General features: G+C 64.1%; 19 protein-coding genes and 3 tRNA genes. 13 read left to right on the forward strand and 9 right to left on the reverse strand.

The genetic code is table 11. From position 1 onward, the window contains the following. Positions 1–40 precede the first annotated feature (40 nt). Together rhlB and BLT26_RS04510 are read right to left on the reverse strand one after the other, a co-directional pair. Positions 41–1,321, reverse strand: a complete 1,281-nt coding sequence (gene rhlB / locus BLT26_RS04505; protein ID WP_425435276.1) for an ATP-dependent RNA helicase RhlB — start codon at positions 1,319–1,321, stop codon at positions 41–43. 385 nt (positions 1,322–1,706) lie between these two features. Further along, positions 1,707–2,330 (reverse strand): HvfX family Cu-binding RiPP maturation protein, encoded by a 624-nt coding sequence (locus tag BLT26_RS04510; RefSeq protein ID WP_091509253.1) that lies wholly within the window; start codon positions 2,328–2,330, stop codon positions 1,707–1,709. 92 nt (positions 2,331–2,422) lie between these two features. Here BLT26_RS04510 and BLT26_RS04515 point away from each other — a divergent pair, with 92 nt between their 5' ends. Both BLT26_RS04515 and BLT26_RS04520 read left to right on the forward strand, forming a co-directional pair. Further along, the gene (locus BLT26_RS04515; RefSeq protein ID WP_091509256.1) at positions 2,423–3,811 is read left to right on the forward strand and encodes an MATE family efflux transporter; all 1,389 of its coding nucleotides are present in this window, start codon (positions 2,423–2,425) and stop codon (positions 3,809–3,811) included. A gap of 90 nt (positions 3,812–3,901) precedes the next feature. Then, positions 3,902–5,353, forward strand: coding sequence for a succinylglutamate desuccinylase/aspartoacylase family protein (locus tag BLT26_RS04520; protein WP_091509260.1), 1,452 nt, complete (start codon positions 3,902–3,904; stop codon positions 5,351–5,353). 21 nt (positions 5,354–5,374) lie between these two features. Here the strand turns inward: BLT26_RS04520 and BLT26_RS04525 are convergent, their stop codons facing one another. From BLT26_RS04525 to hemA, 4 genes are all read right to left on the reverse strand, one after another. Next, on the reverse strand, positions 5,375–6,319 hold the full coding sequence (locus BLT26_RS04525) for a cation diffusion facilitator family transporter (protein WP_091509263.1): 945 nt from the start codon (positions 6,317–6,319) through the stop codon (positions 5,375–5,377). 44 nt (positions 6,320–6,363) lie between these two features. After that, complete coding sequence (prmC, locus tag BLT26_RS04530) at positions 6,364–7,197, reverse strand: peptide chain release factor N(5)-glutamine methyltransferase (RefSeq protein WP_091509267.1); 834 nt, start codon at positions 7,195–7,197, stop codon at positions 6,364–6,366. A gap of 69 nt (positions 7,198–7,266) precedes the next feature. Then, a complete protein-coding gene (gene prfA / locus BLT26_RS04535) occupies positions 7,267–8,349 on the reverse strand; it encodes a peptide chain release factor 1 (protein ID WP_091509271.1) in 1,083 nt (360 codons plus the stop codon). Beyond that, on the reverse strand, positions 8,346–9,623 hold the full coding sequence (gene hemA, locus BLT26_RS04540) for a glutamyl-tRNA reductase (RefSeq protein ID WP_091509274.1): 1,278 nt from the start codon (positions 9,621–9,623) through the stop codon (positions 8,346–8,348). The genes prfA and hemA overlap by 4 nt, the downstream gene beginning before the upstream one ends. Before the next feature lie 263 nt (positions 9,624–9,886). On the opposite strand from hemA, the gene BLT26_RS04545 reads away from it, so the two are divergent. The 11 genes from BLT26_RS04545 to BLT26_RS04595 all read left to right on the forward strand — a co-directional run bounded on the left by BLT26_RS04545 (position 9,887) and on the right by BLT26_RS04595 (position 18,532). Next, a complete protein-coding gene (locus tag BLT26_RS04545; protein ID WP_091509278.1) occupies positions 9,887–11,674 on the forward strand; it encodes a tetratricopeptide repeat protein in 1,788 nt (595 codons plus the stop codon). Beyond that, positions 11,658–12,278: a lipoprotein insertase outer membrane protein LolB gene (gene lolB / locus BLT26_RS04550; RefSeq protein ID WP_091510918.1), complete on the forward strand. Its 621-nt coding sequence runs from the start codon at positions 11,658–11,660 to the stop codon at positions 12,276–12,278. The genes BLT26_RS04545 and lolB overlap by 17 nt, the downstream gene beginning before the upstream one ends. A 37-nt stretch (positions 12,279–12,315) precedes the next feature. Then, complete coding sequence (gene ispE, locus BLT26_RS04555; protein WP_342706092.1) at positions 12,316–13,254, forward strand: 4-(cytidine 5'-diphospho)-2-C-methyl-D-erythritol kinase; 939 nt, start codon at positions 12,316–12,318, stop codon at positions 13,252–13,254. 16 nt (positions 13,255–13,270) lie between these two features. After that, positions 13,271–13,345: transfer RNA gene (locus tag BLT26_RS04560), tRNA-Gln, on the forward strand. 232 nt (positions 13,346–13,577) lie between these two features. Then, positions 13,578–14,510, forward strand: coding sequence for a ribose-phosphate pyrophosphokinase (locus tag BLT26_RS04565; RefSeq protein ID WP_091509285.1), 933 nt, complete (start codon positions 13,578–13,580; stop codon positions 14,508–14,510). A 197-nt stretch (positions 14,511–14,707) separates the two neighbouring features. After that, positions 14,708–15,349, forward strand: coding sequence for a 50S ribosomal protein L25/general stress protein Ctc (locus tag BLT26_RS04570; protein ID WP_091509287.1), 642 nt, complete (start codon positions 14,708–14,710; stop codon positions 15,347–15,349). Between the two features lie 5 nt (positions 15,350–15,354). Further along, positions 15,355–15,963, forward strand: coding sequence for an aminoacyl-tRNA hydrolase (gene pth, locus BLT26_RS04575; protein ID WP_091509292.1), 609 nt, complete (start codon positions 15,355–15,357; stop codon positions 15,961–15,963). 85 nt (positions 15,964–16,048) lie between these two features. After that, the gene (gene ychF / locus BLT26_RS04580; protein ID WP_091509296.1) at positions 16,049–17,140 is read left to right on the forward strand and encodes a redox-regulated ATPase YchF; all 1,092 of its coding nucleotides are present in this window, start codon (positions 16,049–16,051) and stop codon (positions 17,138–17,140) included. A gap of 125 nt (positions 17,141–17,265) precedes the next feature. Continuing rightward, positions 17,266–18,180, forward strand: a complete 915-nt coding sequence (locus BLT26_RS04585) for a DMT family transporter (RefSeq protein ID WP_091509300.1) — start codon at positions 17,266–17,268, stop codon at positions 18,178–18,180. Positions 18,181–18,342: 162 nt separating this feature from the next. Continuing rightward, positions 18,343–18,419: transfer RNA gene (locus BLT26_RS04590), tRNA-Met, on the forward strand. A 38-nt stretch (positions 18,420–18,457) separates the two neighbouring features. Beyond that, a tRNA-Gln gene (locus BLT26_RS04595) sits at positions 18,458–18,532 on the forward strand. A gap of 466 nt (positions 18,533–18,998) precedes the next feature. Here the strand turns inward: BLT26_RS04595 and BLT26_RS04600 are convergent. The 3 genes from BLT26_RS04600 to pyk form a co-directional block, all read right to left on the reverse strand. Beyond that, on the reverse strand, positions 18,999–20,054 hold the full coding sequence (locus BLT26_RS04600) for a sulfite exporter TauE/SafE family protein (RefSeq protein ID WP_245720591.1): 1,056 nt from the start codon (positions 20,052–20,054) through the stop codon (positions 18,999–19,001). 77 nt (positions 20,055–20,131) lie between these two features. Further along, positions 20,132–20,848 carry a SapC family protein gene (locus BLT26_RS04605; RefSeq protein ID WP_091509306.1) on the reverse strand — a complete coding sequence of 239 codons (717 nt, stop codon included), beginning with the start codon at positions 20,846–20,848 and terminating at the stop codon, positions 20,132–20,134. A 223-nt stretch (positions 20,849–21,071) separates the two neighbouring features. Beyond that, a complete protein-coding gene (gene pyk, locus BLT26_RS04610) occupies positions 21,072–22,508 on the reverse strand; it encodes a pyruvate kinase (protein ID WP_091509310.1) in 1,437 nt (478 codons plus the stop codon). Between the last annotated feature and the right edge of the window lie 7 nt (positions 22,509–22,515).

Below are 22,515 nucleotides of genomic sequence, written 5' to 3' on the forward strand. Positions count from 1 at the left end.
CCTCTCTTCATGCGCTGACTGTCCCCGTCGCGGGGGAGGCTCAGCGGCGCGGCCGGCGATTCCCGCCGCGCCTGTCACCGCCACCACCACCGCGCCGGTCACCGCGGTTGTCACCGCCACCGGAGCGCTTGACCTTCACCTTGGGGGGTTCTTCCAGCAGCTCTTCCGGCGGCACTTCACAACTGAGCTTCTGGCCCAGCAGTTCCTCGATAGGTTCGAGGCGCATGGCGTCGTCTTCACAGGCAAAACTGATCGAGGTACCGGTCTTGCCGGCACGCCCGGTACGGCCGATGCGGTGCACGTAATCCTCCGGCTCTTCCGGCAGGGTGTAATTCACCACGTGGCTGATGCCATCGATGTGAATACCCCGGCCTGCCACATCGGTGGCCACCAGCACCTTGGTCTTGCCGCTCTTGAAGTCCTCGAGGGTGCGCACGCGCTTGTTCTGCGCCACCTCGCCAGACAGCAGGCCCGCCTTGATGCCGTGCGCCTCCAGGTTCTCGTGCAGGCGGCGGCACTGGTCGCGGCGGTTGGCGAATACGATCAGGCTCTCGACCTCCTCGCTTCGCACGACGTTGTAAAGCAACGCGTACTTCTCGTCACTCGGGACCAGGTAGATGTGCTGCTCCACCGTGTCGGTGGCCACGCGTTCCGGCTCGATCTCCACGATAACCGGGTCATCGGTCCACTGCTCCACCAGCGAGTCAACCTCGGGGGTAAAGGTGGCGGAGAAGAACATGGTCTGGCGATGGGTCTTGCGCGGCGTCTGGCGAACGATGCGGCGCACCTGGGGGATAAAGCCCATGTCCAGCATGCGGTCTGCCTCGTCGATCACCAGCACTTCCACCTGGTCGAGGTAGCAGTCGCGGTTACTGGCAAAGTCCAGCAGGCGACCGGGGGTCGCCACCAGGATATCCACCAGCCGCTCATTCAGGTTGCGCTGCTGCTTGGCGTAGTCCATCCCGCCCACCAGGGTATGGATCTCCAGGTCGGTGTATTTGCACAGGAGCTTGGCGTCGTCGGCGATCTGCATCACCAGTTCCCGAGTCGGGGCGATGATCAGCGCGCGGGCCTCACCCGCGTAGCGCTCGCCTTCGAACGGATTTTTCAGCAGGTCGTCGATGATGGTGACCAGGAAGGCCGCGGTCTTGCCGGTGCCCGTCTGGGCCTTGCCCACCAGGTCGTGGCCATTGAGGGTATGCGGCAGGGAGCGACCCTGGATCGGCGAGCAGTACAGGAAGCCCAGGTCGTGGATCGCGTGCATCAGCTCCAGCGGCAGGTCCAGGTCGTGGAAACGGACCTTGCCCTCCTCCTCCGGCACCTGGAACTGGTCCAGCGACCACTCGGTTTCCTGGCTGGCTCGCCCGCCCTTGCCACCCTGGCGGCCCTTGCCGGAGCCACTGGCCTTGTCCTTGCCGGCAGGCGCCTTGCTCTCCCGGGTCTCCCCGGCACTGGCCGGGCGGTTTGCCTTGCGGGGGCTGTTCTTACCGCCTGAACCGCCGCGCCGCCCGCGGGAGCGCTTGTCGGCCTCAGCGGGCTTCTGGCTCTCGACCTGGCTGCTGTTGGTGTCTTTATCGGCATCTGCGGAACTGGCAGATGAACGGCGAAACAACTTTCCTATCAAGTGAAATACTCGCTTCAGTGCTCAAATAATCGGCGAGTATATCATCTATATGCGCGCTCTACCCGCGACATCGCAATACGGGCTAGGCACGCCCCTCCCAACGACGGCACAGCCAGTAATCCAGGCTGGCGAAGCGTCCCCCGCCGGTACCCAGCAACGCCAGCAGCATGACAAAGTAAGTGGCTGCGAACTCGATGCCGTTTTTCAGCACGGTAAAGCTGCCGGCCTCCGTGAGCCAGTCGTAGTTTCCGTGTTCCTTCAGTAGCTCCACCGCCTTATCCTTGCGCTCGGCGGCCTGCTCGATGAGGTCCTCGCGCCACTCCCAGGGCATGGTCAGGGTCTGTTCCGGCAACGCGTGCCAGCCGTACTGCCAGTGCGCGGTGACCGCTGCCACGGCCATCACGAACATCAGCGGCAGGGCTACCAGCCGCACACCCAGGCCCAGCAGCAGGGCGATGCCCCCCAACAGCTCGGTCAGGGCGGCCAACCACGCCATCAGCAGCGGGGCGGGCAGCCCCAGCCCCCAGTCGGGGTTGCCGAACCAGGCGGCCACGTCGCCGATGTGACCCAGTTTGTTCATTCCCGCCAGGATAAAGATCGGCGCCAGGAACAGGCGCAGGGCCAGCGGTCCCAGCCAGTCGACGGCGTTGGCCATATGCAGGAACTTCCCATAGAGTCGATTGAACCGGCTTGTCGAGGCCTCCATAATCCCTCCCTCTTCTACGATTGTCTGTGTTTGGTCGGTATGCACCCCCACCTGTTACACACCGGAATAAGGTAGTCCACCGGCGCCTCCCCATGTTCAAGATCTACAAGCGGGCCACAGCCACCGAACTCTCCCGTATTACCACCCTCGGCGGTCCGCTGGTCATCAGCAACCTGGCGGTAATCAGCATGGGGGTTACCGACACCATCGTTGCCGGGCGCGCCGGGGAGGTGGACCTGGCCGGGCTGGCGCTGGGCTCCAGCATCTGGGCCGTCTGCGCAGTGACCCTGATGGGGTTGCTGGCCGCCGTATCCCCCCTGGTGGCCCACCTGCGCGGCGCGAGGAATGAGACGGGGGCGGCGCGGGAACTCCGACAGGCCTTCTGGATCGCACTCGCCGGCGGCCTAGTGGTCGTTGCCCTGCTGCTGGCAACACCGTGGTGGAGCCACTGGATCGATACCGAGGAGCCGGTGCGCCAGGTACTGCAGGACTACCTGCTGGCGATGGCCACCGCCACCCTGCCCTTCGCCCTCGGCACGGCCCTGCGCGGCTATTGTGAGGGCATGGCCCAGGTGCGGGCGGTAATGCGCATCTACCTGGCCGCGGCGGTGCTGAATATCCCGGTTGATATCGCGCTGGTATTCGGCATCGGCCCGTTTCCCGCGCTGGGTGGCGCCGGGTGCGGCTGGGCCACCAGCCTGGTGACCTGGTCGCTTACCGCGGCGCTGTTCTGGCATGCGAATACCGACCCCACTTACCGCGCCCTGCACCTGCGTTTCTCCCTGCCAAAGCCGCACTGGCCGACCCTGCGCCACCAGCTGGCTATCGGCCTGCCGGTCTGCATCGGGGCCGGCAGCGAGGTGACCTTCTTCGCCAGCCTTACGGTATTGCTGGCGCCCTATGGCGCCACCATCGTGGCAGCCCACCAGATCGCCATGAATATCGGCTCCATCTTCTACCTTGTAGCCCTGGCACTCGCCCAGGCACTCAGCATCCGCGTGGCCCACCTGCTGGGTCAGGGGCGGCCCAGGCGGGCCCGTTTTTCCAGCAAGGTGGGTGTGAGCAGCGGCATACTCTATGCCTTTGCAACGGGCATTGTGCTGATTGCGCTGCGCTATCCTTTCGTTGCGGTGTATACCGGCGAGGGTGACATTATCGCCGTGGCCACCAACCTCCTGTTGTTGTGCGCGGCCTTCCAGATGGTGGATGTGGCCCAGGCGATGGCCTGGGGCGCGTTGCGCGGCTACAAGGACACCCGGGTGCCGATGTATATGCAGATACTCTCCTACTGGCTTGTGGGCCTGACCAGCGCCTGGTGGCTGGGGGAGCGGTTCTGGGGGGTATACGGCTACTGGACGGGCATCTGCATCGGCCTTGGGGTCGCCTCTGTTCTACTGGGCTGGCGCCTCTGGCGCACGGCCGGCAGGGCGATCCGCGCAGGAACAGAATTGGGCGTTTCGCCAAGCGACGCGCAATCCTGAGGGAACCCTTTAGCTATACTCGCGCTCCTAGGTAGTACTGCTGCGGCCCCACAGGCGCCGCCCGACACCGACAACCACCGGAGTTCCTGCATGCCCCTGCGCCCGAGATTGCGCCATTCCGGCAACGCCCTGTTGCTGGCGATATCCCTGCTTTCGACAACCTCTTTCGCCCTGACCGAGGGCCCGGACGATCCCCAGGAACCGCCATTGCCACAGGCGGAGAACCTGAAACTGGACCAGCCCACCGCCGAAGAGCCGCAGGAGCCGGAGGCCGCCGGGCAACCGGCCGGGGAAACCGGGAGTGCGGACGATGCGCCCCCTGCAGAAGAGCCTGAAGCACAGGCGAGCGAAGCGTCCGGTAGCGCTACCGGCGAACCGGCCGAACAGGAGGAGGCCAAGCCCCTGCGCCTGCTGGGCGCGGAAGTGCCGCCGGCCACGGCGACCCGCCTGGCCTGGTCGCCCAGCCAGCATTTCGAGGGCGTCTACAGCAATACCGCCGTGCTGGTGGTCAACGGCGCACAACCGGGACCCACCCTGTGCCTGACCGCGGCCATCCACGGCGATGAACTGAATGGCATCGAGACCGTGCGCCGGGTGCTGTACAACCTGGAACCGGCCAGCCTCAGCGGTGCCGTGATCGGGGTGCCAATCGTCAACCTCCAGGGGTTCCATCGCGGCTCGCGCTACCTGACCGACCGGCGCGACCTCAATCGCCACTTCCCCGGCAATCCCCACGGCTCGTCTGCAGCGCGAATCGCGCATTCGTTTTTCAATGAGGTGGTCAAGCACTGTGACGCGATCGTCGACCTGCACACCGGCTCTTTCTACCGCACCAACCTGCCCCAGCTGCGCGGCGACCTGCGCAACCCGAAGGTGGTGAAAATGACCAAGGGCTTCGGCTCGACGGTGGTATTGCATAGCGATGGCGCCGAGGGGACCCTGCGCCGCGCGGCTGTGGAGGCCGGCATCCCCACCGTCACCCTGGAGGCCGGAGCGCCGATGGTGCTCGACGAGGTATCGGTGAGCCACAGCGTGAAGGGTATCCGCACGCTGCTGAACCAGCTTGGCATGGTGAGCAAATTCCGCCTCTGGGGGGATCCGGAGCCGGTCTACTACAACTCCACCTGGCAGCGCGCAACCACCGGCGGCATCATCTTCAGCGAAGTGGAGCTGGGGGAGTTTGTGCGCAAGGGGGACCTGCTGGGCACGGTTACCAACCCGATTACCAACGTCCGCAAGGAAATCCGCTCGCAGTACAACGGCCGCGTGCTGGGTATGGCGCTGAACCAGGTGGTGCAACCCGGTTTCGCCGCCTACCACATCGGCATCCAGGCACCCGAGGAACAGATCAGCCCGCCGGAGGATGTCACCGCAGAGGCGGCGGAAAAGACCGCGGAAGAAATCGAATCCGGGAGCAAGGACGCCGCCCCGCAGCCCGATGGCGCTGAGCCGGCAAATGAAGAACCAGTGGACCCGGGCCCCGCCAGTGACGAGGAGATGGCCAAGCCCCAGGCCGTAAGCCCCGAGGGCGAGGACGACTGAGATAACCTGGCCTGACCGTTATTAATCGCCGGCCCGACCGGACGCGGCCCGACCGGACGCGGCCCGACCGGAAACGCGGTCGACAATCTCGACATGCCGGTGGTCACCCAGCGGCTCGGGCTGCAGGGTGATATGGTCGATATCGAAGCGGCGGATCAGCGTCTGCCGCAGCCGCTCCAGCACGCCGGGCCAGGCCTGCAGGTCATCGACCACAATATGCGCCGAAAGGGAAACCGTGCGCGAGTCGAGCCGCCAGATATGCAGGTCATGCACCGAGCGCACCCCTTCGACCGCCAGCAGCGCTTTCCCCACCACCGGCAGGCTCAGCTCCCGCGGCACCCGCTCCATCAGCACATCAACCGAATCCCGCAGCAGGCGCACACTGGATACCAGGATCAGCACACAGATCAGCAGTGACAGCAGCGGGTCGATCGGGGTCCAGCCGGTGAAGTGGATCACGGCCCCGGCAACCAGGGCCGCCACCGAACCCAGCAGGTCACCCATCACATGCAGCAGCGCACCGCGGATATTCAGGGTCTGTTCGCCGCGGTGCAGTATCCAGGCCACCAGCACATTCACCAGCAGGCCGATGGCAGCGATCAGCATCACCATGTCCCCGCGTACCGGCTGGGGGGCCTGCAGCCGGTTGATGGCAGCAAAGCCGATGGCCACGATGATCGCCAGCATGAATATCGCATTGGCGACCGCTGCCAGTACCTCCGCACGGCCCCAGCCGTATGACAGCTGGCGGTCCGCAGGCTTCTGTGCCAGCAGCGCCGCCACCGCGCCCAGTGCCAGGGCCAGCGCATCGGTGGCCATGTGCCCGGCGTCACCCAGCAGTGCCAGGGAGCCCGACAGCCAGCCACCCACCGCCTCCACCAGGGCAAAGGCAAAGGTAACCACCAACCCCCACACCAGCGGTCGCAGGTGGCCGCTGCCGTTGCGATGATGAACGTGTTCGTGCATTGCCCCTCCTCCCTAAATCGGCGGTGCTGAAGACGCGGCCGGCGTCACCCCTGTTTGCGGCCGAGAGTTAATCGCTCGCGGCCACCGTGGTCGTCGCGACTGGAAACCTCTCGCAGCCCCGCCGCGGTGAATATTCTGCGCGCCTCGGCGGCCTGTTGCCAGCCGTGCTCGACAACCAGCCAGCCCCCCTCTTCCAGGTAGTCGCCGCAGCCGGCGGCAATGCGCTCTATATCCGCCAGTCCTTGCCGCTCCGCCACCAGTGCCGAGCGCGGCTCGAAGCGCACATCGCCCTGTTCCAGGTGCGGGTCAGCGGCATCGATGTAAGGCGGATTGCTCACGATCAGCCCGAACCGCTGCGGCGGAATGCCGGCAAACCAGTCGCTGCGGACAACCTCCACGTTGGCGAGGCCCAGGGCCCGGAGGTTCTCCTTCGCCAGTTCGAGCGCCCGGGGGGACTTCTCTGCTGCCAGCACGCGCCAGCCGGGCCGCTCACTGGCCAGTGCCAGCGCGACGGCGCCGGTTCCAGTACCCAGGTCGAGAGCGGACAGCTGTTGTTGCGGACACAGCTCCAGGGCGGTTTCTACCAGCAGCTCCGTCTCCGGGCGGGGTATCAGGGTGGAGGCGTCCACCTTCAGGTCCAGGGACCAGAATTCGCGCCGGCCGACGATATGCGCCACCGGCTCCCCGGCAGCGCGTCGCGCCAGCAGACGGTCAAACTGGTTCTGTTCATCCTCATCCAGCTCGTATTCGGGCCAGGTGTAGAGCCAGGTGCGCGACTTCCGCAGCACGTGCGCCAGCAGCACCTCGGTATCCAGGCGCGCGCTGTCGCTATTTGCCAGCTCCGCACTACGGGTGAGGTTTTCCTTGATTGTGGCCATGGAATGGATAAGCCAGTTGTGTGAATCGTCCGCTGCCCCCGCCCTGCCCGGGCGGGGGATGGCACTGGCTTACTGCGCCAGTGCCGCCAGCTGGTCCGCCTGGTGTTCGGTGCGCAGGGGCTCGATCACCTCTTCCAGGGCGCCCTGCATGATCTCGTCGAGCTTGTACAGGGTGAGGCCGATACGGTGGTCGGTGACCCGGCCCTGGGGAAAGTTGTAGGTACGGATACGCTCGGAGCGATCGCCGCTGCCCACCAGGTTGCGCCTCGCATCGGAAATTTCCCGGGCGGCGGCGGCCTCCTGCTCACTGCTCAGGCGCGCCTGCAGCAGCGCCATGGCCTTGGCTCGGTTCTTGTGCTGCGAGCGTTCGTCCTGGCACTCGACCACAATGCCGGTTGGCATGTGGGTCAGGCGGACCGCGGAATCGGTCTTGTTTACGTGCTGGCCACCGGCGCCCGAGGCGCGGTAGGTGTCCACGCGCAGGTCGGCCTTGTTGATCTCGATGGCGTCGCGCTCATCCGGCTCCGGCATCACCGCCACGGTGCACGCGGAAGTGTGGATACGCCCCTGGGATTCGGTCTCGGGCACGCGCTGTACCCGGTGGGCACCGGACTCGAACTTGAGCCGGGCATAGACGTCCTCGCCGCTGACACGGGTAATAATTTCCTTGTAGCCGCCGTGTTCCCCCGGGTTTTCGCTGATGATCTCCATGCGCCAGCCCTGCTTCTCCGCATAGCGGGAGTACATGCGGAACAGGTCGCCGGAAAAAATTGCCGCCTCGTCACCACCGGTGCCGGCGCGGATCTCCAGGAACACGTTCTTGCGATCATTGGGGTCGCGCGGCAATAGCAGTGCCTGCAGCTCCCGTTCGAGCGGCCCCAGTTGGGCCTCCGCCTCGTGCAGCTCTTCCTGCGCCATCTCGCGCATCTCGGCGTCGCTCTCTTCGAGCATCTCGCGAGCCGCTTCCATATCCTCCCGCAGCTGCCGGTAGCGGCCATAGCACTTGACCACTTCCTCCAGCTCGGAGAACTCCCGCGACAGATCGCGGAACTGGTTCTGGTCGCTGATGACTTCTGCGTCCCCCAGCAACGCGGACACCTCCTCGTGGCGTTCCACCAGGTTGTCCAGCTTGTTCAGTAGCGAGTCTTTCATCCGTTTTTCTTACTGCTCTCGAGTTCCGCCTGCGCTTCCAGGCCAATAATTTCCCGTGCGATGCGGAGCCGGTGCATGTCGCCCTCAGCGGTGGCACGCCTGAGGCTGACCGTGGGGGCGTGGATCAGTTTGTTGGTCAACGAGCGCGCCAGCTGTTGCATCAGGCGACGCGGGTCACCGCCCTTTTCCAGTTGTTGCAAAGCCTTCTCCAGTTCCGCATCACCGATCTCCTGGGCCTGCTGGCGGTAACTGCGGATGGTATCCACCGCCTCCAGGGAGCGGTGTTGCCGCATGAACTCCGCCGCTGCCCGCTCGACGATTTCGTGCGCCGCCCTGGCGGCCTGCTCGCGCGAGCGGCGGCCCTCATCGATCACCCCACGCAGGTCATCGACAGTGTACAGGTAGATGTCATCGAGCTGTTCGACCTGCGGCTCGATATCCCTTGGTACGGCGATATCCACCATGAACACAGGCCGGTGGCGCCGCTTCTTCAGTGCGGACTCCACCGCCCCCTTGCCGAGTATGGGCAGCTGGCTGGCGGTGGAGCTGATGACGATATCCGCCCGCGGCAGGTGCTCCGGGATATCCGCCAGCAGGATTGCCTCCGCCCCGAGGTTCTCCGCCAGTTCCCGGGCCCGGTTCAGGGTGCGGTTGGCCACGACCAGCCGCTTGATGCCCTGCTCCTTCAGGTGGCGTGCCACCAGCTCGATTGTCTCGCCGGCACCAATCAGCAGTGCGGTCTGCCGGGTGAGGTCGGTAAAGATACGCGACGCCAGTGCCACTGCTGCATAGGCGACCGACACCGGGTTCTCGCCGATGGCGGTTTCGGTGCGGACTTTCTTGGCCACCGCGAATACCTGCTGGAACACACCGTGCAGCAGGCTGCCGATGCTGCCCGCTTCGCTCGCCACCGCATAGGCCGACTTGATCTGGCCCAGGATCTGGGGCTCACCCAGCACCAGCGAGTCGAGCCCGCAGGCCACGCGCATCATGTGGCGCACAGCCTCCTCGCCCGTGTAGCGATAACTGCAGCCCTGGAGCTGCTCCAGGGGCACCTGGTGGTATTCCGCCATCCACTCCAGCAACCGGTCGGGATCGGTTTCCCCGTAGATCTCGGTGCGGTTGCAGGTGGAGAGAATTGCGAGCTCCCCACAGCCGAGCGCCCCGCGTGCCTCCCCGAGGGCCGCGGGCATCACTTCCGGGGCGAACGCCACCCGCTCGCGCACCTCGATTGGCGCGCTGTCGTGATTGATACCCAGGGCAAGGATCGGCATAGGTTCTCGCTGGCGTTGAACAACTGGGACCGGCAGGCTGTCTTACTCGACAGAGGTTCGGAACCCCCAAAGGGCCTGTCCGGGTGGCGCATTTTCAGCTCCCGCCGGCCGGCTTGCAAGCGCCGCAGGCGCCCGTAGGCCTTCCGCATGGCGGCTGAAGCAAAACGCGACGGGCGATTCGCGACTAGAATTATACGGCTACAGACACCCGGATAACGCGCCCCGCACAGGCTGCGCCCGGACACAACGTATGGATACGCCCTATGCCCGCTTCACGGCTCTCACCAGTATCAAGTCCCCGCAAACTCAAGTGGCTGGCTGCCGGATCGCTTGCCGGCCTGCTGGCGGCCTGTGCGCCGGTAAAACAGGCAGGGCAGGAAGCCGCCCCTGGTGGCGATGCGGGGCAGCCGAGCGCTACCACAGCCGAATCGGCCGAGGCCCGCCCCTTCCCCATCGAGACCTTCTACACCATCCTGGTCGCCGAGGTGGCCGGCAACCGCGAACATTACGATGTGGCGCTGGCCAACTATTATCACCAGGCTGCCAGCACGCGCGACGCCGGCATCGCCGCCCGCGCCACCCGCATTGCGCGGTTTCTCAACGCCCGCCGCGCGGCGCTGGATTCGGCCTTGCTGTGGGTGGAACTGGAGCCCAGCAACCCCGAGGCCCAGCTGGCGGTCACCGCTGAGCTGACACTCGCCGGCGAACTGGAAAAGGCGCTTGAACACGCCGGAATCGCCATGGCGCTCGGGGGTGACGCGCCCCTGCAGTCCCTCGCTGCCACCGCCGTATCCAACCGTGAGCTCACCGAGCGGGTAATGCCGACATTCTGCGCCCTGGCCGACAAATACCCCGAAAACCCCGAAGCCGCCCTTGCCCTCGCGATGACACTTCGCGCCACGGAGCAATATGACGCAGCGCTCACCATCGTGCGGCGCGTCCAGGAGCGCCAGCCGGACCTCCTCGACGCCCCGCTGCTGGAATCACACCTGCTGGTGGACCAGGGCAAGAAGGCGGAAGCCCTGGCCATGCTGGAAAAACTGGTCAGTATCTACCCCCAGGAGAGCCGCCTGCGCCTGCAGTACGCGCGACTGCTGGTCAGCGAGGACCTGCAGAAGGCACAGACCCAGTTCACCGAGCTGGTGCGCCAACGGCCCCGGGACGGAAACCTGATCCTCTCACTGGCACTGATCCGCTTCGAGACCGATAACCTCGACGAAGCGAGGCCCCTCTTCGAGCGACTGCTGGAATTGGAGCAGCACGAATCTGCGGCCCACTTCTACCTGGGCGGCATCGCCGAGGAAGAGCAGCGCCTTGAACAGGCGGTGGCCCATTACCGCCAGGTGGGCCCGGGCAACGACTACCTGTCCGCCATCAAGCGCGGCACCGAATTGCTGGCCAGCAGCGGCCTGTCCGCAGATAATCGCGACTGGTTCTCCGAGTTGCGCCAGCGCCACCCGGACCAGGCGGAACACTTTTACCTGGTGGAAGTGGACCTCCTGCGCCGCCACCAGCGCGAGGAGGAAGCGCTGCAGCTCCTCAACCAGGCTCTCCGTGAGAAGGCCGACAGCGGGCGGCTGCTCTATGCGCAGGCCCTGGTGAACGAGGCGCTGGGCAATGCCGAGGCGTTTGAACAGGGGATGCGCAAGCTCATCGCCCGCGATCCGGATAACGCCACCCTGCTGAATGCACTGGGCTACAAGCTCACCGACTTTGACGACCGGCTCGACGAGGCCCGCGCATTAATTGTGAGGGCACTGGAACTGCGCCCCGACGACCCCGCAATCATCGACAGCATGGGCTGGGTAGAGTACCGTCAGGGAAATCACGCCGAGGCCGTAAAGCACCTGGAAAACGCCCTGGAAAAACTGCCCGACCACGAGATCGCCGCCCACCTGGGCGAGGTACTGTGGATGCAGGGCAACCGCGAACAGGCGGTGAAAGTCTGGGAGCGCGGTCTCGAGATCAACCCAGAAAGCAAGATTATCCCGGCCGCAATGGAGCGGTTGCGGATCAGAGAAGCCATGGAGCAGCATGTTTCCGATAGCTGACAGGCAAAATTCGCCTTTTTCCCACCTCGCCATCCTCCTGTTGGCGCTGGTACTGACTGCCTGCGCGGGACAACAGCCCCGACTGCCTGGCACCACCGGTCAGCCGGCAGAGCAACTGCAACGTTTCACCATCGCCGGCAAGCTGGGCGTGCGCTCCCCTACCGACAATGGCAGCGCCAATCTGAACTGGGAACAGCAGTCCGCCTCCAATTACCGTATTCACCTGAGCGGGCCGCTGGGCGCCGGCGCTACGGTGATCAGCGGCAATTCCGGCGGGGTCAGCCTGAAGCGCGGCAGCGAAGCACCTATCCGCGCTAGCAACCCGGCACATCTGACGCAGCAGATGCTGGGCTGGCCGCTGCCGGTGCGGGAGATGTTCTACTGGGTGCGCGGCCTGCCGGCCCCCGGAGGCTCAGCCGGTGAGCGGCGGGATGCCGCGGGCCAGCTGCAAAGCCTGAGCCAGGCGGGCTGGCAACTGGAATTCAGCGGCTACCAACCGGTGGGCGCCTATACCCTGCCTACCCGCATCAAGGCCCAAACCAACCAGGGGGCCGGCCCGGTCAAGGTGACGCTGGTGATCAAGGAGTGGGAGCCCCAGAGCTGACCCGGGCACATGCGCCGCTTTGCACAAGGCGCTATGATTGCGCCTTTTGCAACGCACCTGGACCATGCCCCTGGACCCGAGAACACACCCCGGCAGCCTGACGCTGCCCGCCCCCGCCAAGCTCAACCTGCTGCTGCGCATCCTCGGCCGCCGCCCCGACGGCTATCACGAGCTGCAGACCCTGTTCCAGTTGCTTGATTTCGGCGACGAACTCCGCTTTGCGCCCAGGGACGACAGCATGATTGCCGTGGAAGTGGACGGAGCACCCGGCCACGACCAGATCCCCCTCCAGGACAACCTGGTCTACCGGGCGGCCATGATCCTCAGGAACGAATGCGGGTGTAGCCGGGGGGCTAACATCCACCTGCGCAAACGCCTCCCCATGGGCGGCGGCATCGGTGGCGGCAGCAGCGATGCCGCAACCACGCTGCTGGGACTCAACCGGCTCTGGCGATGCAACCTCTCCATTGACAGGCTGGCGGAGCTCGGCCGCAAGCTCGGTGCCGATGTGCCGGTCTTCGTCCGCGGCCACACGGCCTGGGCCGAGGGCATTGGCGAGGCACTGGTGCCGGTCGATACCGAGAAACGCCATTACCTGGTGGTCGTACCCGGCTGCTCCGTGAGCACGGCGGCGGTATTTCAGCACCCACGTTTGACAAGAGATTCCGGCGCAATTACATTACCGCACCTTCGCGACGGGCGGCTGGATCCCCGCTGGCTGGAAGAGTATTCCACCAACGATTGCCAGGCGCTGGTCGAGGACCTTTACCCCCAGGTGCGCGCGGCCAGAGAGTGGCTGCAGCAGTTTGCCCAGGCACAACTGACCGGCACCGGGGCCTGTGTGTTCGCAGCATTCGACAGTAGCCAGGAGGCTCAACAGGTACTGCGCCAATTGCCCACCGGGTGGAAAGGTTTTGTCGCTGCGGGAGTGAATACTTCCCCAACCCATGAGCGACTCGCGAACGCGGCTCCCTGAGAGCTCGCAAGCCCACTGGGGCGTAGCCAAGCGGTAAGGCAGCGGGTTTTGATCCCGTCATGCGTAGGTTCGAATCCTACCGCCCCAGCCATATTTCCCGGTTCGCATATAGCGGATCGAAGCCCCGGCACTCGACAGGTTCGAACCGAGGCGGCGCCCCTGGCGCCAAGCTGACAGAGATCGAGACTCCCCCGCGGCCGCCTGCGCCGCCACGGCAGAAGGTGACGCTACTGCGCACTACAAGCTTTCACAATCGTGGGCATCTAAACTTCAACCCCTGAAACCACACAACAGATCAAAAGGTACACGCAGTGGCTGACTTAATGGTCTTTACCGGCAATGCCAACCCGGAGCTGGCACAGAAAATTGTCGACCAAATGGCAATTCCCCTGGGCGAAGCGGTGGTGAAGCGCTTTTCAGACGGCGAAATTGCCGTGGAAATTACCGATAACGTACGCGGCCGCGACGTTTTCGTGGTCCAGTCCACCTGCCAGCCGACCAACCGCAACCTGATGGAACTGATCCTGCTCGTGGACGCACTCCGCCGCGCCTCTGCGGGACGCATCACCGCTGTTGTGCCCTATTTCGGCTATGCCCGGCAGGACCGTCGTGTGCGCTCCCAGCGCGTGCCCATTTCCGCCAAAGTGGTCGCGGACATGATGGTCAGCGTGGGCATCGACCGGGTCCTGACCGTGGACCTGCACGCGGAGCAGATCCAGGGCTTCTTCGATGTTCCGGTGGATAATGTCTACGGCTCCTCCGTCCTGCTCGACGATATCGAGCGCCAGAACTACGAGGACCTGGTAGTCGTCTCCCCTGATATCGGCGGCGTGGTACGCGCCCGCGCGGTAGCCAAGAGCCTGGACTGCGACCTGGCAATCATCGACAAGCGTCGCCCGGCCGCCAATGTCGCCGAGGTGATGAACATCATCGGCGAAGTCAGTGACCGCACCTGCCTGCTGGTAGACGACATGGTCGATACCGCCGGCACCCTGTGTAACGCAGCCAATGCCCTCAAGGAGCACGGCGCCAAGAAAGTGGTGGCCTACTGTACCCACCCGGTACTGTCCGGCGCAGCCATCGAGAACCTGAACAACTCGGTGCTGGATGAGCTGGTGGTGACCGACTCCATCCCGCTGGGCGACAAGATGCAGCAGGCGCCCAAGATCCGCCAGCTCACCCTGTCCGCGATGCTGGCGGAATCCGTACGCCGGATCAGCAACGAGGAATCCCTGTCGGCCATGTTCCGCTCCTGATCCCCACCCGGACCACAGCCCCGCCAAAAGCCTTCGCCGCACTGGCACTGCCGCGGCGATTGCCTTAGAATACGCGCCCGCCCGGCTACGCCCGGGCGTTTACTATTGGCTCCACCATCAGGTAGGGGCCTTTTTACAGCAATGCCAGGGCGGTCCGGTCGCAGGTCGTCCTGGGCAGACAACCTGAGGTTTAACCCATGTCTGATTTCACCCTGAATGCAACCGTCCGCAGCGACGAGGGGAAAGGTGCGAGCCGCCGCCTGCGTCGCGAGGAAGGCCGTGTACCCGCCATCGTTTACGGCGGCAAGGCCAAGCCGACCTCCATCTCCCTGCTGGCCAAGGAGATGTGGAAGGCGCTGGAGGACGAATCCTTCTTCTCCTCCGTGCTGACCCTGGAAATTGACGGCAAGAAAGAGAGCGTGATCCTGCGCGACCTGCAGCGCCACCCGGCCCAGCAGATCCTGCTGCACGCTGACTTCCAGCGCGTATCCGCCAATACCAAGGTCCACCTGAAAGTGCCGCTGCACTTCCTCAACGAAGACAGCTGCAAGGGCGTCAAGGCAGGCGGTATCGTCTCCCACACCCTGAACGAGCTGGAAATCAGCGCCCCGGCCTCCAAGCTGCCGGAGTTCATCGAAGTGGACCTGGCCAACCTGGAAATGGACGGCACCATCCACATCTCCGACATCAAGCTGCCGGCAGGCGTTGAGTCCGTGGACCTGGCCCACGGTGAAGACCACGACCTGGTTGTCGCTTCCGTTCACAAGCCGCGCGGCGCGATTGAAGCCGAAGGCGAAGAAGGTGAAGGCGAAGCCGAAGGCGAGAGCGGCGAAGAGTAAGCGCTTTGTCCAAGGCACCGGATACGCCCATCCAGTTGATCGTAGGGCTCGGCAACCCGGGCCCGGAATACGACCGGACGCGCCACAACGCCGGTGCCGACTTTGTCACCGAGCTGGCCCGCCGCCACGGCGCCCAGCTCGCGTCCGACAGCAAGTATCACGGCCTCTCCGGCCGGGTGCATATCGGCGGGCGGGACATCCGCCTGCTGATCCCCACTACCTATATGAATCGCAGCGGGCAGTCTGTCGGCCCACTGGCGAATTTTTTCAAGATCCCCCCCCAGGCCATTCTGGTTGCTCACGATGAGCTGGACCTGCCCCCGGGCACCGCACGCCTTAAATTCGGCGGTGGCCACGGTGGCCACAACGGCCTGCGGGATATCATTGCGGCCCTGGGCAACAGCCGCGACTTTATGCGCCTGCGCCTGGGTATCGGCCATCCCGGCAGTTCCCGGGAAGTGGTCAGGTTTGTGCTGCAGCGCGCCCCCCGTGCCGAGCAGGAACAACTGGCCGAGGCCATCGAGCGCTCACTGGACGTGATGCCCACCGCCGCTACTGGCGACTGGGGCGCCGCCATGACAGAGCTGCACTCAGCCAAGACGACGGCAAAGTAAACTGCCGATCCAATTTTCCGGACACCAATACACTCGATGGGCGCCAAGGCGGTCCATCGCTGAATGAGCAAACAGGAACCAGACCATGGGCTTTACTTGCGGTATCGTCGGCCTGCCAAACGTGGGCAAATCCACCCTGTTCAACGCACTGACCAAGGCGGGGATCGACGCTGAGAACTTCCCTTTCTGCACCATCGAGCCGAACGCCGGCGTGGTTCCGGTACCCGACCCGCGCCTCGACAAGCTGGCGGAGATCGTCCAGCCGCAGAAAGTGATCCCCACCACCATGGAGTTCACCGACATCGCCGGCCTGGTGGCGGGCGCGTCCAAGGGTGAGGGCCTGGGCAACAAGTTCCTGGCCAATATCCGCGAAACCGACGCCATTGCCCACGTGGTCCGCTGCTTCGAGGATGACAATGTCATCCACGTTGCCAACCAGGTGCATCCGGTGTCGGACATCGAGGTAATCAATACCGAGCTGGCCCTGGCAGACCTGGACACCGTCGAGAAGGCTCTGCAGCGCTATACCCGCGCGGCCAAGGGCCAGGACAAGCACGCCATCAAGATGAAGGCGCTGCTGGAAAAGATCCAACCGCACCTGGACGAAGCCAGGCCGCTGCGCTCCTTCGGGCTGAATGAGGACGAGCTGGCCAGCCTGCGCGAACTCAGCCTGCTGACCATCAAGCCGACCATGTACATCGCCAATGTCGACGAGGACGGTTTCGAGAACAACCCGCACCTTGATGCCGTGGCCGCGATCGCGGCAGAGGAAAACGCTGTCCTGGTACCCATCTGCAACAAGCTCGAGGCCGAGATTGCGGAGCTGGACGACGATGAAAAGCAGGAGTTCCTCGAGGAACTGGGCATGGAGGAGCCGGGCCTGAACCGCGTGATCCGGGCCGGCTACGACCTGCTGGGCCTGCATACCTATTTCACCGCCGGCGTAAAGGAAGTCCGCGCCTGGACCATTCCGCTGGGCGCCACCGCGCCCCAGGCAGCTGGCAAGATCCATACCGATTTCGAGAAGGGCTTTATTCGCGCCGAAGTGGTGAGCTACGACGATTTCGTGGCCCACAACGGCGAGGCGGGCGCCAAGGAAGCGGGCAAGTGGCGGCTGGAAGGCAAGGACTATGTGGTCGCGGATGGCGACGTAATTCACTTCCGCTTCAACGTCTGATCCGATTTCCGGCGGCCCGCACAACGGGCCGCCGCATGCTGCGGATCCTCCGCAGAGCCCGCTATCGGCCTCAAGAGCGCCCCCGATCCGGTCACGCCCGGATACAACAGGTTCGGTAACAGTCCATGATGGAATCCAACTGGCGTGTCGGCCTACCCCTCGCCCTGGTAACCGCATTCATGTGGGCCCTGCTGCCCATCGCCCTGAAGGGGCTACTGGAAGAGATCACAGCCACCACCGCCACCTGGTACCGTTTCGCCGGCGCAGCCCTGCTCGCCGGCGGGTACTACCGGTGGAGACGCCACCTGAGTCTCCGCCAGCTGTTCCAGCGCTCCCTGCTGCCCCTCACGCTGCTGGCGGTGGCGGGCCTGCTGACCAATTACCTGTCTTATGCCACGGGCCTCAGGTACATCACCCCGGGGGCCGCCCAGATCGTAATCCAGTTGGCGCCGCTGCTGTTACTGGTGTCCAGTGTCATCTGGCTTGGCGAGAGCTTCTCACCCCGCCAGTGGCTGGGCGTGGGCATGGTTCTCACGGGACTGCCCCTGTTTTTCAACCAGCGCCTGCCGGAACTGATAAGCGGCAGCAATACCGAATACCTGGTGGGCCTGGCGTTCTTTGTGCTGGCCGCCGTGGGTTGGGCGGTGTACGGATTCTTCCAGAAGAAAATCCTCTCCCACGCCCGTGCCCAGGACCTGCTGGTACTGATCTATATTGCGGGGACCGTCTGCTTCCTGCCCGGAGCGGCGCCGCTCAGCGTAACCGGGCTGAGCTGGGTCCAATGGGGCCTGTTGCTGTTCCTGACCGTCAACACCCTGGTGGCCTATGGCGCATTCACCAAGGCCCTGGCCTGCTGGGAGGCATCCCGGGTCAGCGCCACCCTGGCACTGGTGCCCCTGATGACCCTGCTGATCGGCACTGTCATCGGCGCCATCTGGCCGGGCTATATTGAAGTGGAGCCCCTGAACTGGGTGAGCTGGCTGGGCGCCGCGATCGTGGTATGCGGCTCGCTCTTCGCAGCCATCGGGCGCGGGCGCTAGGAGCCCCACAGGGCGCCCAGAGGACGAAACAAGGCGCCCGGGCGAAAACTCGCTCGATTCGCTAACTTACTGAAAAGAAACGAAAATTGGGGGTTGACAGCCCTCCTCAGGCGCCCGATAATGCGCGCCCTCGGTTAGCCGAGACTTGTTTGAAAAGACAGTGGCAAGGTAGCTCAGCCGGTTAGAGCGCAGCACTCATAATGCTGAGGTCGGGAGTTCAAGTCTCCCCCTTGCTACCATTTTCTAACTGCAGGAACCTCTTCTGCAGCCCAGAAACTGGGGCGTAGCCAAGCGGTAAGGCAGCGGGTTTTGATCCCGTCATGCGTAGGTTCGAATCCTACCGCCCCAGCCATTTTCCCGACTCGCACCTATCAGGTCGAAGCTCCCACACTCGGCAGGTTCGAGCCGCAGGCGGCAAAGCCGCCGAAGACCAGCGAGCCGACAGGCGAAGCTCATCCTACCGCCCCGGCCATTTTCCCGACTCGCACCTATCAGGTCGAAGCTCCCACGCTCGGCAGGTTCGAGCCGCAGGCGGCAAAGCCGCCGGAGACCAGCGAGCCGACAGGCAAAGCTCATCCTACCGGCCCTGCCATTTTCCCTCGCGCACCTAAGTCAGAGCGAAGCTCCCGGGGACGCCCCGGTAATCATCTGCTCTTGGCTCTCACCTCCAAATTCGGGCATTCAAAGACTTAGCTTGCCAAGCCCTGACTAACCGGCTCCCGGCAGGCCAGCGGCATGAGCGTCCCTGATAACCCAACAGTACGAGGAAGACGAAAGTTCGACCTGGATGGCGTCCATATCGCCCGGGCGAGAGACACTCAGCGTGTGAGCAGGCCCATTGCAGACGACATGTCCGTGGAGGCGGAACCCTCTCCGGCTCGTGTGAGACGGCGCGCTTCCCTTCGCAGGCCAAGCACGCGGAGCAGCTCAAAACCACCTAGGCAGGCGAGTACCGCCAGCAGGGAAGCCAGGATACCGGCCGTCCCCAGGGTCGCCCTCTCCGAGATACAGGTCCAGGCGAACTGGCCCACGCACAGCAGCGCGACCACCAGCAGGGTCGGTTTGCGGCCGATGCGGCTGACCACAAAAACCCCGAGGGGCGCTCCTACCGCCACCACCGGGGCAGCTGCAAGCCAGTTGCCAAAAACCTCCGGCTGCCAGTCCCCGGCCAGGGTTTTCACGATGACACCGATTACGGAGGCGAACGCCATTACGATGACCGAGGTGGGAATCGCAACCTTCAGGTCCACACGACTCAGCAGCACCAGCGCTGCATAAATCACCATATCGATCCCCACCCCGGTTACCGAAACCGCGCTGAAGCCAGCCAGGGCACCCAGGCCCAGGCCGATGCGGAAGTCCTGGGGACAGGCAGGGTCCCCGGCGTGGTCATGGGCCGTAATCTCCCGCAGGCGATACAGGTGCAGAAGCCCGAAACTGCCCCACAGCACGGCGAACACCAGCTTGACCCAGAGTTCAGGTACCAGTGGGGCAAAAAACAGGATACCCGGCGGGACAGCCAGGATTGCGCCAAGCAGCCCTCCCCTCAGCATGGAGGAGGCGAGCTGCTGCCGGCGACAGAGGATAAAAATGCTCGCACTGACCATGCCCACCGACTGCACGGCAAAGCTGAAGTCCCGGCCGAGGCTCGCCGGCATATCAAAAACCAGCACCAGCACCGGAAAGCCAACGGTGCCGCCCCCCATCGGGGTGGATCCGGCCGCATAGCTTCCCAGCGCCATGGCCACGGCCATCGGCCAGTGCTGCCCGGCATGCTCCCACAGCTGGAAGCCGGCAAGCAGTAACAGCCAGGCACCGTAAAAAGCGGCAAGAAACAGGAACCAGGGCAGGTAACGCATAGAGGGAAAGGTCAAGAGTTTACCTCGGCACCGGGCGGTAGCTGGCTACCGCCGGTGTGGGGATGGGGTCCGGCCTCGCCGGTCCCCGATCCTCAGGCTTCAGCCTGCAGCCTCGCCAGCCTTGTCAGCTGGTGCAGGGATCCCAGATGCGCGTACAGCGCGGGCAGGAAGCCACGCTTGCGGAAACTGGCAAAGTCCTCATCACTGAGCTCATTCAGCTTCTTCTCATCGATGATATACATGCCGTTCAGGTGGATCTTCTCTTCGCCGGCGTTGACAGTGACGGTCTGGGAAACCAGCAGGTCCTTACCGTCCAGCTCACTGGCAAATGCCTGGGTAAGACGGTCGCTCTCAAGGAAACTGGCCAGGGATTCCTTCTTGGCCTTCAGGTAATCACTCTCCTCACCGGCTTCGGTGAACAGGTTGATACCCTCTTCTTCACTGACCAGCGGGCTGTTCTCGATCAGGCCCACCATCAGCTGTTCGTCGTTGTTGGGGGACGGGGCGAGCACGAAGGGGTGGTTACGGATACTCCCGGGGACGAACACACCCTGCCACCGCTCACCGTCGAGGAACAGGTTCTCACCAGTCTTGAGGCCAAGCAGGGCCACAGCCTGGAACTTGTCAGTCTCGGAGTTCTTGACGAAGACAATCGGGTATTCCGCTCCCAGGCGAGCAAATTCATGCGCGGTAACCGGGACCATATGTGCGCTCTTGACGTGCTCGAAGCCGCCCAATTCACGGATCTTCAGCGACTTGTGGGTCTCGCTGCTGAGCGGGACAATCTTGGGAGGATTCTTCTCGGACATACTACACCATTCATTTAGCTTGGTTATTCTGTAATTCGCCCAGCTAGTATATTTTTCAAACGCAAAAAGGGAAGCAGTATCTGAGACTTTTCAGCCGGTTATGTCGCTTTCCGGCCCGGTGAGCCACGCCACCTGGGATACCGCTCATCATCGCGAGGGAAGCCGGGTATTGGTGAGGGACAGCCGGGCGCCACTATTAGCTGTGAACCCGGCTGTAAACCACTTACTCGATTTCCTTGATCCGCATCGAGCTGGTATGACCGTTCACGTTCAGGCGCTCGCCCTGGGTGATCAGGATTCGCTGGCCCCGCTGCAGGTCGATGCGCGAATTCAGGACCTCGATAATGGATTCAGTCAGGTGGCCGAGGGGAACCGAGGCCGGGTCAAACTCTCCCGGCTCCACGCCCCGCAAAAGCACCAGTTGGCGCGCCACCCGCGGATGCCTGGTCAGGGCATAAATCGGCAGCCGGGTGGTGGCCCGGGACATGATCCGCGGAGTACGTCCGGATTCGGTCAGCGCCACAATCGCACACAGGTTCTCGACCCGGGCGGCCGCATCGATGGCGGCCTGGGCAATCACGGTATCGATCCGCTCGGAGGCGCCGCGCTGCCCAAGCGGGCGCGGAACGCTGCCGAGGTATTGCTCCGCCCCAACGATCACATCTGCCATCGACTCGACGGCAGCCACCGGGTAATCGCCGGCGGCAGTCTCCGCAGACAACATTACCGCGTCGGTGCCGTCCAGCACCGCATTGGCCACATCCATCACCTCCGCCCGCGTCGGCGTGGGGCTGGTAATCATCGACTCCATCATCTGGGTGGCGGTAATCACTCCACGGTTGAGGGCATTCGCCCGGTTGATCAGCTTCTTCTGCACGCCGATCAATGCCGGATCACCGATCTCCACCCCCAGGTCACCCCGCGCAACCATGATTGCGTCGGCAGCGAGGATCAGCTTGTCCATGACCTCGTCGTCCGCCACCGCCTCGGCCCGCTCAACCTTGGCGACGATCGCCGCCTGGCTGCCCGCTTCCTGCATGGCGCGACGAGCGGTTTCCAGGTCTTCGGCACATCGCGGAAAACTGACCGCGAGGAAATCCACATCGAGTTCCGCTGCCAGTTTGATATCCCGGTAATCCTTCTCTGTCAGTGCCGGCGCAGACAGGCCACCGCCAAGCAGGTTGATGCCCTTGTTGTTGGACAGCTTGCCGCCCTGCAGGACCCGGCAGAAGAGCTTGGTGGGAGTAGTGCCGGTGACTTCGAGACGGATCTTGCCGTCATCCAGCAACAGGATATTGCCGGTCTGGCAATCCTCGATCAGTGAGGGGAAGTCGACGCCCACACGGTGCGCATCACCACCCTCGGTCGGGCAGTCTGCATCCAGGGTAAATTCAGCGTCGTTTTCCAGACAGACACTGCCCTCCGCAAAGCGCGCGATGCGGATCTTCGGTCCCTGCAGGTCGCCCAGCACCGCCACCAACCGGTTTTGTGCCGCTGCAGCACTGCGAACTTCCTCGACCCGGCGACGATGGTCATCGGCACTGCCGTGAGAGAAGTTCAGGCGGACAACGTTCACGCCGGCCCGGATCATCTCCTCGATTACGTGCGGCTTGTCGGTACCCGGCCCGAGGGTGGCAACGATTTTAGTGTGTCGAATCATATAAAAA

Origin of the sequence: Microbulbifer yueqingensis (genome assembly GCF_900100355.1) — a bacterium.
GTDB lineage: Bacteria > Pseudomonadota > Gammaproteobacteria > Pseudomonadales > Cellvibrionaceae > Microbulbifer > Microbulbifer yueqingensis.

Coding starts and splice junctions, on each gene's coding strand:
- BLT26_RS04510 (WP_091509253.1), bottom strand. CDS start 2,330: ATGGAGGCCTCGACAAGCCGGTTCAATCGACTCTATGGGAAGTTCCTG.
- BLT26_RS04585 (WP_091509300.1), top strand. CDS start 17,266: ATGATGGAATCCAACTGGCGTGTCGGCCTACCCCTCGCCCTGGTAACC.
- BLT26_RS04515 (WP_091509256.1), top strand. CDS start 2,423: ATGTTCAAGATCTACAAGCGGGCCACAGCCACCGAACTCTCCCGTATT.
- hemA (WP_091509274.1), bottom strand. CDS start 9,623: ATGCCGATCCTTGCCCTGGGTATCAATCACGACAGCGCGCCAATCGAG.
- prmC (WP_091509267.1), bottom strand. CDS start 7,197: ATGGCCACAATCAAGGAAAACCTCACCCGTAGTGCGGAGCTGGCAAAT.
- BLT26_RS04605 (WP_091509306.1), bottom strand. CDS start 20,848: ATGTCCGAGAAGAATCCTCCCAAGATTGTCCCGCTCAGCAGCGAGACC.
- prfA (WP_091509271.1), bottom strand. CDS start 8,349: ATGAAAGACTCGCTACTGAACAAGCTGGACAACCTGGTGGAACGCCAC.
- BLT26_RS04520 (WP_091509260.1), top strand. CDS start 3,902: ATGCCCCTGCGCCCGAGATTGCGCCATTCCGGCAACGCCCTGTTGCTG.
- BLT26_RS04570 (WP_091509287.1), top strand. CDS start 14,708: ATGTCTGATTTCACCCTGAATGCAACCGTCCGCAGCGACGAGGGGAAA.
- lolB (WP_091510918.1), top strand. CDS start 11,658: ATGTTTCCGATAGCTGACAGGCAAAATTCGCCTTTTTCCCACCTCGCC.
- ychF (WP_091509296.1), top strand. CDS start 16,049: ATGGGCTTTACTTGCGGTATCGTCGGCCTGCCAAACGTGGGCAAATCC.
- pyk (WP_091509310.1), bottom strand. CDS start 22,508: ATGATTCGACACACTAAAATCGTTGCCACCCTCGGGCCGGGTACCGAC.
- BLT26_RS04545 (WP_091509278.1), top strand. CDS start 9,887: ATGCCCGCTTCACGGCTCTCACCAGTATCAAGTCCCCGCAAACTCAAG.
- BLT26_RS04525 (WP_091509263.1), bottom strand. CDS start 6,319: ATGCACGAACACGTTCATCATCGCAACGGCAGCGGCCACCTGCGACCG.
- BLT26_RS04565 (WP_091509285.1), top strand. CDS start 13,578: ATGGTCTTTACCGGCAATGCCAACCCGGAGCTGGCACAGAAAATTGTC.